This is a genomic window from Acinetobacter sp. YH12105 (assembly GCF_013419095.1).
GTDB lineage: Bacteria > Pseudomonadota > Gammaproteobacteria > Pseudomonadales > Moraxellaceae > Acinetobacter > Acinetobacter pseudolwoffii.
This window is the reverse complement of record NZ_VPAU01000019.1, coordinates 42,949-54,850: the sequence shown is the minus strand read 5'-3', so window position 1 is coordinate 54,850 and position 11,902 is coordinate 42,949. Positions and strand designations below refer to the sequence as shown.

12 protein-coding genes are annotated in these 11,902 nt (G+C 44.4%); 1 reads left to right on the top strand and 11 read right to left on the bottom strand.

Translation table 11 applies throughout. The features are described from left to right. Nucleotides 1–298 precede the first annotated feature (298 nt). Nucleotides 299–1,603: an IS4 family transposase gene (locus FTU44_RS12850; protein ID WP_180050999.1), complete on the top strand. Its 1,305-nt coding sequence runs from the start codon at nucleotides 299–301 to the stop codon at nucleotides 1,601–1,603. A 53-nt stretch (nucleotides 1,604–1,656) separates the two neighbouring features. Here FTU44_RS12850 and der read toward each other — a convergent pair whose 3' ends face one another. From der to FTU44_RS12795, 11 genes are all read right to left on the bottom strand, one after another. Further along, nucleotides 1,657–3,066 carry a ribosome biogenesis GTPase Der gene (gene der / locus FTU44_RS12845; RefSeq protein WP_005095683.1) on the bottom strand — a complete coding sequence of 470 codons (1,410 nt, stop codon included), beginning with the start codon at nucleotides 3,064–3,066 and terminating at the stop codon, nucleotides 1,657–1,659. A gap of 171 nt (nucleotides 3,067–3,237) precedes the next feature. Next, the gene (bamB, locus tag FTU44_RS12840; protein ID WP_180050997.1) at nucleotides 3,238–4,386 is read right to left on the bottom strand and encodes an outer membrane protein assembly factor BamB; all 1,149 of its coding nucleotides are present in this window, start codon (nucleotides 4,384–4,386) and stop codon (nucleotides 3,238–3,240) included. Continuing rightward, complete coding sequence (locus tag FTU44_RS12835; protein WP_005095680.1) at nucleotides 4,383–5,078, bottom strand: tetratricopeptide repeat protein; 696 nt, start codon at nucleotides 5,076–5,078, stop codon at nucleotides 4,383–4,385. Before FTU44_RS12835 ends, bamB begins: the two co-directional genes overlap by 4 nt. Before the next feature lie 30 nt (nucleotides 5,079–5,108). Next, on the bottom strand, nucleotides 5,109–6,404 hold the full coding sequence (gene hisS / locus FTU44_RS12830; RefSeq protein WP_005095678.1) for a histidine--tRNA ligase: 1,296 nt from the start codon (nucleotides 6,402–6,404) through the stop codon (nucleotides 5,109–5,111). 3 nt (nucleotides 6,405–6,407) lie between these two features. After that, nucleotides 6,408–7,529, bottom strand: coding sequence for a flavodoxin-dependent (E)-4-hydroxy-3-methylbut-2-enyl-diphosphate synthase (gene ispG / locus FTU44_RS12825; RefSeq protein ID WP_005172685.1), 1,122 nt, complete (start codon nucleotides 7,527–7,529; stop codon nucleotides 6,408–6,410). 23 nt (nucleotides 7,530–7,552) lie between these two features. After that, the gene (locus FTU44_RS12820) at nucleotides 7,553–8,344 is read right to left on the bottom strand and encodes a DUF4115 domain-containing protein (RefSeq protein ID WP_180050994.1); all 792 of its coding nucleotides are present in this window, start codon (nucleotides 8,342–8,344) and stop codon (nucleotides 7,553–7,555) included. Then, nucleotides 8,335–9,135 (bottom strand): type IV pilus biogenesis/stability protein PilW, encoded by an 801-nt coding sequence (pilW, locus tag FTU44_RS12815; protein ID WP_005172689.1) that lies wholly within the window; start codon nucleotides 9,133–9,135, stop codon nucleotides 8,335–8,337. The genes FTU44_RS12820 and pilW overlap by 10 nt, the downstream gene beginning before the upstream one ends. A gap of 14 nt (nucleotides 9,136–9,149) precedes the next feature. Beyond that, nucleotides 9,150–10,385 carry a 23S rRNA (adenine(2503)-C(2))-methyltransferase RlmN gene (gene rlmN / locus FTU44_RS12810; protein WP_005095669.1) on the bottom strand — a complete coding sequence of 412 codons (1,236 nt, stop codon included), beginning with the start codon at nucleotides 10,383–10,385 and terminating at the stop codon, nucleotides 9,150–9,152. A 122-nt stretch (nucleotides 10,386–10,507) separates the two neighbouring features. Continuing rightward, nucleotides 10,508–10,939: a nucleoside-diphosphate kinase gene (ndk, locus tag FTU44_RS12805; RefSeq protein ID WP_004647460.1), complete on the bottom strand. Its 432-nt coding sequence runs from the start codon at nucleotides 10,937–10,939 to the stop codon at nucleotides 10,508–10,510. A 110-nt stretch (nucleotides 10,940–11,049) separates the two neighbouring features. Continuing rightward, the gene (gene iscX / locus FTU44_RS12800; RefSeq protein WP_005172695.1) at nucleotides 11,050–11,250 is read right to left on the bottom strand and encodes a Fe-S cluster assembly protein IscX; all 201 of its coding nucleotides are present in this window, start codon (nucleotides 11,248–11,250) and stop codon (nucleotides 11,050–11,052) included. Between the two features lie 88 nt (nucleotides 11,251–11,338). After that, entirely contained in the window at nucleotides 11,339–11,890 is a 552-nt protein-coding gene (locus tag FTU44_RS12795) for a phosphatase PAP2 family protein (RefSeq protein WP_180050992.1), read from the bottom strand. Nucleotides 11,891–11,902: the final 12 nt, after the last annotated feature.

The window sequence follows — 11,902 nt, the reverse complement described above, 5'->3', positions numbered from 1 at the left end:
TTGAATTTGCTGCCAGATATCATCGGTGAGAAGAGTACGTGCCATTGAAAAAATATAGAAATCAAAAGAGCTTAAAGGAGGATTTTAAGTATTTAAAACCAATTTTTCAAATGAGGACACGCCCTAGAAAAAAAGAAAATTTTTATTTTTGCTAAAATCAGAATTAAGCTTTATCACAAATACATTTTTATATTTTTCACAAAAAACAAAAAAGCCTGCATCAGCAGTAATGCCAGTCAGTTAAGCAAAAAAAGTTAAAATGCTGTAAAAAGAGCGTATGTAAATACGCTCTTTTTTTATGAATTTATCTCAGAATCTAGATTTAACATTAAAACAAACCCTACCTTCACTTTCACAATTCAGTGAATTGATTGATTTAAACTGGATTGAAGATTGCTTAGACCAAACAGGTAAAGCATCAATTCGAAAAAGAAAACTGCCTGCTGAACATGTTGTTTGGCTGGTAATCGGACTTGCTCTATTTCGAAATCAGCCGATTTGGTATGTGGTTCAACAATTGCAACTTGTTTTCGGTACGGCAGAATACTGTGTACCGAGTGCATCCGTACAAGCAAGACAGCGCTTAGGCTTAGAACCCATGAGTGCTTTATTTTCGACATTAAGTCAGGCATGGTTTAAAGACTCACAACAACAATATAGCAGCTTTCACGGTCTATGCGTTTGTGCTGTAGATGGTGTGGTTTGGTCTATGCCTCATACAGAAGAAAACTTTAAGCACTTTGGTTCATCCAAAGGCAAAACAGCAGCTGCACCTTACCCACAAGTCAGAGCGACTTGTCTGGTGAATACCAATACCCATGAAATGATTGATGCCCAAATGGGCAGTATGGATCAAGGTGAATTAACCTTAGCCAGTCAATTAAAAGCACCAGTTCGCAGTATTACCCTATTTGATCGTGCTTACTTCTCTGCTGATTTTTTAGTGAGTTGGCAATCTCAGGCAGAAGAGAGTCATTGGTTGATGCGAGCAAAGGACAACCTACGTTATGAAGTGATTCATCATAATGCGGCCCATGACTTTCAGATCAAAATGCCTGTTTCAGCAAGAGCAAAAAAGATAAATCCGTCATTGGGTGACTATTGGGAAGCACGTTTAATTGAAGTTGAATATGCAGGGAAAATAAGACGTTACATTACATCATTAACAGATTCTAAAGTTTATCCATTCAAAGACCTTGCAATGCTTTATATCCAGCGTTGGGAAATAGAAATGTGTTATCGGGAAATTAAAAGTGATTTACAGGATGCAAGGATTTTAAGAAGCAGACAACCTGATTTGGTCTATCAAGAATTGTGGGGAGTATTTATTGCTTATAATATCTTAAGAAGACAGATGAGGTTTATCGCTGAACATGCAAAGGTGAGTCCTTTAAGGATCAGTTTCCATATTGCATCCATGAGTATTATCAATATCTTAAGGCACACACCTTTAGAATCAGCAGGAAACCTACCCAAACATTTAGCGCAATTATTTGAACAATCTAAAATATTTGTATTACCTGAAAAAAGGCAAAGGCAATGTCCGCGAGTAGTGAAAATTAAAGCACAAAAATATCCAAGAAAATGCCAGTCAATTTCTTAACTGACTGGCATTATGCATCAGCAGGCTTTTTATCGAAAACTTAACACAAAAAATTAACGCTTAAATTTCTTTTCGGCTTTCTTGAACTTCTGTACATAACGACGTTTACGCGCTGCAATACGCTCATCCATCACCGTCTTACGCCCTTCAAACGGATTTTCAGAGGTTTTAAACTCGATTTTAATCGGCGTACCTTCAAGCTTGTATACTTTACGGAACACGTTTTCAAGATAACGACGGTAATCCGCAGGGGTTTTATCGACCTTGTTACCATGGATCACGATGGTTGGTGGATTCTGTCCGCCCATATGCGCATAACGCATTTTAATACGACGACCCTGAACCATAGGCGGTTGGTGGGCATCTGTTGCATCATTTAAAATCTGGGTGATTTTTGCCGGTGATACTTTCAAACGAGATGAATCATAGGCACGGTGAATCGAAGGATAAAGCTCACCCACACCCGTTCCATGCAATGCAGAAATCAAATGCACTTTTGCCCATGGAATGAAATCGAAGCGACGCTCTACATCTAGCTTACATTGCTTGCGATCATATTCAGTCATGTTATCCCATTTGTTGACAGCAATGACCATGGCACGACCGGCTTCAAGCGCATAGCCAATCAGATGCAAATCTTGCTCAACGATACCATCACGTGCATCGACCACAACCACAATCACGTTGGCATCTTTCATCGCCTGTAAAGTTTTAACAATCGAGAATTTCTCAATCATTTCATCCACTTTACCTTTACGACGCACCCCTGCAGTATCAATCAGGGTATATTGACGGCCATCACGCTCGAATGGAATATAAATCGAGTCACGTGTTGTACCCGGCTGGTCAAATGCCACCACACGCTCTTCGCCGAGCAAACGGTTCACCAGCGTAGATTTACCCACGTTTGGACGACCAATAATCGCTAAACGCAGACCAGTGTTTTTATCATGCTCTTCCGGGTTTTCATCTTCCGGTACATCGGCAAGCACGTCTTCCAGCATTTGCTGAACACCACGACCATGGCTGGCAGCAACTTGTAGCGGCTCGCCCATGCCCAGTTTGTAGAATTCAACCAAGGCAGCTTCAGCATGTACGCCATCGACTTTATTGGCCGCCAGAAAGACCTTTTTACCTAAAGTACGCAGTTCACGCGCAATCTGCTCATCGGAAGCCAGCAGTCCGGCACGCGCGTCGACCACAAAAATGATAATATCGGCTTCATGAATGGCAGTTTTAGATTGCTCTGCCATATACGAGTCAATACCGCCTTCATTTTCACCAATACCACCGGTATCAACCACAATGAAAGATTTATTTTGATAGGTTGCATCGCCATATTTACGGTCGCGTGTCAGACCAGCAAAGTCTGCCACCAATGCGTCACGGCTCTTGGTAATCTGATTGAACAGAGTTGATTTTCCGACGTTCGGACGACCAATGAGCGCAATTACGGGTTTCATAGAGTAACCTTTATTCAATAATCAGGCAGTCAAAGTGGCCTGAACATCAGAAAGTATAGGAAGATATAAGGGGAAAAATACCCTAAATAAAAACACGGGGCATTGATTTTTCAATCACCCCGCGTTCACAAAAATACGGTTGCGGCTAGTTTAACATAAGGCTCGTTAAAATTAACGGTTCTGCCAAATGCTTAATGCGCCCTTGCGTGTAGAAACATAAAGCTGGTTGTCGATCACGCGTAAGTTACGCACTTCACCAGAGGTTTTCGAACGACCAGTAATTTGTCCGGTACGCGGATCAATCAGGTGCAACACACCATCCAGATCACCGACCACCAAATCCGTGCCTAACATCACTGGATTACTGAGCTGACGATTCAACAATTGATCATTTTCCCAAAGCGGTTGACCCGAGCTAATCTCAAAAGCTTTAATTTTGCCATCAGTTTGCGCCACGAATACGCCATTGCCGACAACTTCTGGACGCTGGATGCTGCTGACATCTTCACTCCAGATGACTTGCTGTGAAGCCAAGTCCAGTACAGTCACCTGACCTTGATAACTGGTCGTCACCACAAACTGGCCTGCAACGACCGGCTCACCGTCAATATCGACCAGACGCTGAATATCAGAACGGCCATCCGACACGGCGACACGACGCTGTAACTTTGGTACGCCACTTAAGGCATCCAGTGCATAAATATACGCATTTGAAGATGCAATCAGCACATTACGCGCATCTAATGGCACAGGAGCCGCCATACCACGCAGGCTGAATTGTACATTAGGCAGGTTATAAGTCCAAACTTGTGCACCGCTTGCCACTTCATGCGCATAGACCATACCGTCATTGCTCACACTAATCACACGACCTGCATGAATCAGTGAAGGCGCCAGTAAAGCACCCGTCAATTGTGCAGTCCATTTTTGCTCACCGGTTTGCTGATCGAGTGCAAACAGTTGGCCCTTCTGGCTACCCACAACAACCAGACCCTCGGCCGCTTCAACACCAGAACTTAGATTATCTTTGCTGACTTTTTTCTGCCAGAGACGCTGTTTGCCCTTAAATGCAGACACCTCACCTTTTGGATCAATCGCAAAAACCACACCATTGTCTGCATCCAGACGTAAACGCAATGGATCGGCAGCATCTGTCGCAGATACACTGGTGGAAAATACAGGAACCAGTGTTTTGGCTTGGGTCAGTTTTGGAAGTGGGTTCGGTTTTACTTCTGGAACTTTATTTGTTTTACCTGCACAGCCAGCCAGTGCAAGCGTTAAAACAGTCAAGGCACAGGTAATTTTGTATTTTCTATTCATGCAGCTTCTTCCGCTTGTGTTTCTATAATTGGGCGTTCGATTTCTGGATCATCGACCAACACGCCTACGCTTTCGAGCTTAATTTGTAAAATCTGACGTTCTTCTTTACGTTCAATCAAGGCATCCCATGCACTTTGATATACTTTTTTCGCATTTTCAATATCATTTTTGGCAACATAGATATCGCCACGTGCTTCATCGGCCGTTGCTTTAAACGCAGGTTCAGTCACTGCTTCTAAAGTTTTCAATGCAGCATCATATTTTTTCTGTGCCAGTTGCGCATAAGCCAGACGAAGTTTGACCACCTGAACCAGACCTTTATCGTCTAGTGTCGAGTTTTCAACTTTTTGTAGCGCTTTCTCAGCCGCAGCATAATCTTCTTTGTCATAGGCCAGTTTCGCCATGACCAGCTGAGTCTGAATGGCCTGAGCTGAATCTGGTGCTTCTTTGACAATTTTGTCCGCAGTTTCAGACAGCTTGGCAAAGGCATCGCCCTGCGTCGCCTGTGCATCATCCATCAACTGCTGAACCTTGGCAGTGTGCATTTGCGACTCTGCCAGGTTTTTCTTCTGCCAATATTCCCATCCAAAAAAGGCAATCAGCGCAATCAAAATCCCTGTAATGATCGAAGAACCATATTTCTTCGTAAAGGATTTTAAGCTTTCAAACTGTTCATCACCCACTGCGCTCATGAGACTACCCTTTTCCTGATGTTTTATCGATTATTTTAAAGAAATTTTAGCACTAAAAAATGCAACGAAGTCCGTAAATGGCACATTCGATTGCTCTGCGGTTGCCAGTTCTTTCACCGTAAAAGTCTGCGCTTCAAGTTCACGCTCACCTAAAATCGCAGCAAACAAAGCACCGGCCTGATCGGCCTTTTTCATTTGCGACTTCATTGAACCTTGAGAGCCCACTTTCAAACGCACCTGACTCCCCGCTGCTTCAAGCTGATCACGGATCTGTTCAGCAATGACCAAGGCTTGACCTTGAGAAGCCGGTTCAGCCACCAGGAATACTTCACAATCACGCGTTGGTGTATTGTCTTCAACCTGTTCAAGCAGAAGCAATAAACGTTCGATACCCATGGCAAAACCAACCGCAGGTACAGACTGATCAGGCTTGCCCTTCAATTGACCAACAAGACCGTCATAACGGCCACCGGCACACACGGTTCCTTGTGAACCTAAATGTGTTGTGGTCCATTCAAACACAGTTTTGTTGTAGTAGTCTAAGCCACGTACCAGTTTTTGGTTGATCACAAAACTCACGCCGGCATCAGTCAGGTACTGTTGTAACTGGGCAAAATGCGCCAGAGTTTCTTCACCCATAAAGTCATGCAGTTTCGGTGCATTTTCTAGGATGCTTTGGGTTTTGGCATCTTTAGAATCCAGAATACGCAGTGGATTTGTGGTCAGACGGCGCTGAGAATCTTCGTCCAGATCGGCTTTATGTGACTCTAAAAATTCAACCAAGGCTGCACGATAGGCTGCACGTTCATCCGATTCGCCTAAAGTATTTAATTCAAGTTGAACCTTGTCCGCTACGCCCATACGTTTCCACAGACGTGCAGTCATCAAAATCAGCTCTGCATCCATGTCCGGAGTCGCCACACCAAAGGTTTCTACACCAAACTGGTGGAACTGACGGTAACGGCCTTTCTGTGGTTTTTCATAACGGAACATTGGCCCGATATACCAGACGCGAGGAGTTGCACCACGAAGCAGATTATGCTCCAGCATGGCACGTACACAGCCTGCAGTTCCTTCAGGGCGTAGTGTCAGAGACTCAGGCGGATTACCTTTGTCCAGAAAGGTATACATTTCTTTTTCAACGATATCGGTGGCATCACCGATCGAACGTTTGAACAGATTGGTCTGTTCAACGATAGGCAAACGGATTTGTTGATAGCCATAAGCATCCATCAAACCCGACAGATGTTGTTCAAGACGTCTCCAAGCTGGGCTTTGCGTTGGGAGAATGTCATTAAAACCTTTGATTGCGACGATTGAACTCATGATCTACTCAGAAAAACTTGTACGAATAATTTCTTTAGATTTAGCTTCTTCAAGCTCGGTAACACGTTGACGAACCATATTTTCGATCTCATCAACCAGTTGATTGGTATCAATTAGATGGCTCTTTTCACCATTACGATACACCAGTGAACGTGGCGCTGCACCTACGACACCGATATCGGCTTCTTTAGCCTCGCCCGGCCCATTTACTTTACAGCCAATCACCGAGACATCCATCGGGGTACGGATATCTTCCAGACGCTCTTCCAGTTGTTGCATCACTGAAATCACATTAAATTCCTGACGTGAACAGCTTGGGCAGGCAATAAAATTAATGCCGTTAGAACGCAGACCCAGCGATTTTAGAATATCAAAACCGATTTTAATTTCTTCTTCAGGCTCGGCAGCAAGCGAAATACGCATGGTATCGCCAATGCCTTCCATCAGCAAACCACCCAGAGCGATTGCAGATTTAACCGAACCTGTACGGTAAATACCGGCTTCGGTTACACCCAAATGCAGCGGATTATCAATTTGCTGTGACAGCAAACGGTACGCATCCATGGTCAGGAACACATTGGATGCTTTAACTGAAATTTTAAATTCCTGAAAATCCAGACGGTCTAAAATGTCGATATGACGCATCGCAGATTCAAGCAATGCTGCGCCTGTCGGCTCGCCATATTTCTTTTGAATGTCTTTTTCGAGTGAACCGGCATTGACACCGATCCGCATTGAAATATCATTATGACGTGCTGCTGCCACCACTTCACGAATCTTTGCTTCTGAGCCGATATTGCCCGGGTTAATCCGCAAACAGTCTGCACCGAAGTCCGCAACTGCCAAAGCAATTTTATAGTCGAAGTGAATATCGGCCACCAAAGGCACATTCACCTGCTTACGAATTTCACCAAATGCTGCCGCCGCTTCCATCGTAGGCACAGAAACCCGCATGATGTCTGCACCGGCATCGACACAGCGCTGGATCTGTGCAACCGTGGCTGCCACATCACAGGTTTCAGTATTGGTCATAGACTGGATACTGATTGGTGCATCACCACCCACATAAACTGAACCGACACGAATTTTACGTGTTGGACGACGTTTAATTGGATTTACGATCATGGTTTTGCTCTACTCTTGATCTGTTAAGGTGACAAACGGAATTCTGCTTTTCCGTTTACGGTATAAGGTGACAATGAAATATTTTCATTATTCAGGCTGAGTGATACAGCTGCCGCATCATCAAGACGAATCTGGAATGGCGCTTCACCATTGAGTTGCAAACTCGATGCCTGACGGCCAGTCGCTAAAACGTTACCGGCTGAATCGACGATATGCACAGAGGTCGGACGGTTAAAATCGAGTTTTAGCTGGTCGCCAGACAGTGCGGCGCCTGCATCCAGATTCAGAATCTCGATATTGGAAGCACCGACTCCAGAAACTTCACTGCTATTTTGCGAATTACTGCTCGACCAGTTTTGAATCATGGCAAACAGTGCGCCCAAAATTAGCAGCAAGACCAGCGTAATAAAAATGCGCTTTAACCATTTACGGTTACGGTCACGCTTGGAACCTGGCAATTTCCCCATGATTTTAATGGGAGAATTATTCAGCGCATGATTGGGCAACAAACCCGTATCATTGGTATAAATTTCATCAAAACGCTGAATAATAGTCGACGCATCTACACCCAAAAGTTTGGCATAGATCCGGTAATAGCCTTTGATAAAAGTCGCCTCAGGCAAAGACTTATATTCATCCTGCTCCAGTGCAGTCAGGGTTTTGACCGGTATATTCAGCTCTTTGGCTACATCTTCCAGATCACGTTGCTGATTGAGACGAATCTGGCGCAAGTACTCGCCCGGACGTTGAATATTTCCTAACGCATTTGGAGCTACGCTCGAATGATTCGAAGGTGAATTAGGATTTACTTCCATACGGCCTCAGTACTGTACTGTAATTGCAAATAACGTTGGTATTCCTGGCTTTCAGGAAACAATGCACGTAACTGGTTCACCAATACCTGCATCCCCAACTGATCACCACTGGCACGCGCAGTGCGAATGCCAACCCAGAGCGCACGGGCACCCTGATTTTTCTGTCCCACACCACGCGCAAACTGTTGATACAGTTGTGTCGCTGCCGGGAACTGCTGGTTTAAATAAAAAATTTCTGACAACTCTAACATTGATATATATGAATCACGATTCGCCTGAAGCGCCTGTTTGAATGATTTTTCAGCATTCACCACATCGCCCATTTTCAGGTAAATACGTCCCATATTTTCCAGCGCACGGAAACGCTGATCATAACCTAAAGTTGCACCGGCAATGTTAAACTGCTCGATCGCATCATTATAGCGTTCTAGCTGATATAAATACGTGCCATAGTTGTTGCGTGCCTGTGCATTTTTCGGATCTGCCGAAATTGCACGCTTGAAATAAGCATCTGCTTTCTCAAGATTGAGCTGACTACCTTCCTGTTGCAATAGCACGCCCATCATCATATTCGCTTGCGAATCACGCGGAGTCGTTTCGAGTGCCTGATCCAGCGCACGTTTGGCTGCATCTAGGTCACCTGTTCTTAAATATTCTGCCGCCAATTGGGTACGGACTTTGGTGGCTTTTTCAGGATCTTTCTGACCTAAATCTGGCGTTTGACATGCAACCAAAGCTAAAGACACACATACTGTTGAAATCAAAGCAATTTTAGATGTTAGATTTCTCAACTGGCGACCTCTTATTATCCTTGTGAACGCATAATCTCATTTGACTGCGCAATTTTCTTTTTCCACTGTTCCGCACGACGGGTACGATCAGCCACTTGACCTACAAGCTGTCCACACGCCGCATCAATATCATCACCGCGTGTCTGACGAATCGTACACACAAAACCGGCATCAGACAAAGTTTTTTGGAAAGAAATAATGCGGTTACGGCTTGAACGCCCATAAGGCGCGTGCGGGAAAGGGTTGAATGGAATCAAATTAATCTTGCTCGGCAAGTTCTTCAGCAGCTTAATCATTTGCTGTGCATGTTCAGGATGATCATTCACACCATCCAGCATCACATATTCAATGGTGACGTGTTTACGTGAACTTTCATTACCATCTTTGGCAATATAACGCTGACACGCCGCAATCAGTTGTTCTAACGGATATTTCTTGTTGATTGGCACCAGTTCATTACGCAGTTCGTCATTTGGTGCGTGCAATGAAATTGCCAGTGCCACATCAATGTCTTTGACCATTTGATCGATTTTCGGCACCACACCTGATGTCGATAAGGTCACACGACGTTTCGACATGCCATAAGCAAAGTCGTCCAGCATAATGCGCATGGAATTAAGTACGGCATCGTAGTTAAGCAGTGGTTCGCCCATGCCCATCATGACCACATTCGTGACTGAACGTTCACGATCTGCCACAGGCACATCTTCCATATAGGAATAGTTCGCCACCCACAACTGACCAATGATTTCTGACTGATCTAAATCGCGCTGAAAACCCTGTTTACCGGTTGAACAGAATGAACAGTCTAGTGCGCAGCCCACTTGAGACGAAATACACAAGGTACGACGTAGGCCACTACGATGTTCTGCTGGAATCAATACAGTTTCGACAAGAGAGCCGTCACCATCACCGACACGGAAGACCCATTTACGGGTACCGTCTTTAGAATAATTTTTATGCACCACTTCGGGCGCTTTAATTTCACAAATACGTTCCAGTTTTTCACGCAGTTTGCCCGAGATATTGGTCATCTCGGCAAAATCGGTCACGAAAAATTGGTGAATCCATTTCATTACCTGCCCGGCACGAAACTTCTTCTCCCCCATATCCTCAAAGAATTTCTCCATTTGCGGACGAGACATGCCGAGTAGGTTCACTTTTTCCACAGCATTCTGCTGTGTGGGAGTGGACGGAGATGGTTGCTGTGCAGCTGAAACTGCAGATACAGCGACGACTTCAGTACTCATGTGTATTACCTAAACCATGTCTAAAGATCAAAGGAGAAGCTCAATATGTGAGCAAAGAATTATTCAAAGAATAAAAAAACCAGATAAGTATAATAACACTTATCTGGTTTGAATACTGCGAATTAACGAGTACGTGGAGCAATCTCAGTTTGAGCGAAGAAGTAGTTAACTTCACGGTCAGCTGATGCTACAGAGTCAGAACCGTGAGCAGCATTTTCGTCGATGCTTACAGCGAAATCTGCACGGATTGTACCAGGAGCAGCTTCTTTAGGATTCGTCGCGCCAAGGATGTCACGGTGAGCAAGAACAGCGTTTTCACCTTCAAGAACTGAAACAACCACTGGACCAGAAGTCATGAAAGCAACAAGATCAGCAAAGAAACCACGTTCTTTGTGCTCAGCGTAGAAGCCTTCAGCTTCAGCTTGAGTCAAGTGTTTCATTTTAGTTGCAACAATTTGAAGACCAGCTTTCTCGAAACGAGCAAAGATGTCGCCGATGTGGTTTTTAGCAACTGCGTCTGGTTTTACGATAGATAAAGTACGTTCGATAGCCATGATAGGCTCCTTAAGTCAATTGTTGACATGAAAATTTGGCGCATTATACCGAGATAATGCGCACTTTTCTGCTTTTACACTGTAAAAATATGCTTTTTTCAATCGGGCACTTAACGCGCTTCGTCAATCCATGCCATTTGAATCGCTTCCAGCAGGCCTTCTGTGGATTTAGTCGGGTCATCTGCAAACTCAGGCAAGGCACATACCCAGGCGTGTAAATCAGTAAAACGAATCCACTGCGGGTCCACATCTGGATGCGCTTCGTAGAGTTCAATCGCGATATCGAGGGTATCAGTCCAACGTAAACCCATCTCTATTTCTCACCATATTTGCTTTAATGCTGTACTTTAGCAAATTTATAAAAATCTGCGAGCTTTCGCCCCAGTTTTCACTTATTTTTTACAACATAATATTGAGATAAGGTGCGCTCAGCACAATGACCACGGCCATCATGCCTCCGATCATTGCCCCAACCGCGACATCACTTGGATAATGCAATCCCAGAATCATGCGCGATAAAGCCACCAGCAGCGTAAAAGGGAGCATCAACAGCAATAATAGCGGTGCAACATAACCCAAGACCGTGGTTGCCATTACCGCATGCAAGGTATGTCCAGACGGAAAACTAAAATGATCCAGCGGCCGCTCACCCAGTCGAATCACCTGATGCACCTGATAAGGTCTTGGACGTACAGTTTTTGTTTTGAGAATTTTATAAATCAGCGTGCCGAACGTTCCGCCCAAAATGATATAGAGCATCTGTAGCCCATATTCCAAGCCACGAAATCCCCATGCGGCAAAACACATCACATACCAAAACACGCCATCCCCCAAACGGCTAATGATTTTAAAAAAAGCAGCGACTCGATTTGAGTGGGAGAGATGATTGAGGTAGACACAGCCTTTTAAATCTATTTCTAAAAATTTGAGTTTGGCATTGTGGATTTTCATCATGTTGCTCCC

Coding starts and splice junctions, on each gene's coding strand:
- bamB (WP_180050997.1), bottom strand. CDS start 4,386: ATGAATAGAAAATACAAAATTACCTGTGCCTTGACTGTTTTAACGCTT.
- FTU44_RS12835 (WP_005095680.1), bottom strand. CDS start 5,078: ATGAGCGCAGTGGGTGATGAACAGTTTGAAAGCTTAAAATCCTTTACG.
- ndk (WP_004647460.1), bottom strand. CDS start 10,939: ATGGCTATCGAACGTACTTTATCTATCGTAAAACCAGACGCAGTTGCT.
- der (WP_005095683.1), bottom strand. CDS start 3,066: ATGAAACCCGTAATTGCGCTCATTGGTCGTCCGAACGTCGGAAAATCA.
- rlmN (WP_005095669.1), bottom strand. CDS start 10,385: ATGAGTACTGAAGTCGTCGCTGTATCTGCAGTTTCAGCTGCACAGCAA.
- FTU44_RS12795 (WP_180050992.1), bottom strand. CDS start 11,890: ATGAAAATCCACAATGCCAAACTCAAATTTTTAGAAATAGATTTAAAA.
- FTU44_RS12820 (WP_180050994.1), bottom strand. CDS start 8,344: ATGGAAGTAAATCCTAATTCACCTTCGAATCATTCGAGCGTAGCTCCA.
- FTU44_RS12850 (WP_180050999.1), top strand. CDS start 299: ATGAATTTATCTCAGAATCTAGATTTAACATTAAAACAAACCCTACCT.
- ispG (WP_005172685.1), bottom strand. CDS start 7,529: ATGATCGTAAATCCAATTAAACGTCGTCCAACACGTAAAATTCGTGTC.
- hisS (WP_005095678.1), bottom strand. CDS start 6,404: ATGAGTTCAATCGTCGCAATCAAAGGTTTTAATGACATTCTCCCAACG.
- iscX (WP_005172695.1), bottom strand. CDS start 11,250: ATGGGTTTACGTTGGACTGATACCCTCGATATCGCGATTGAACTCTAC.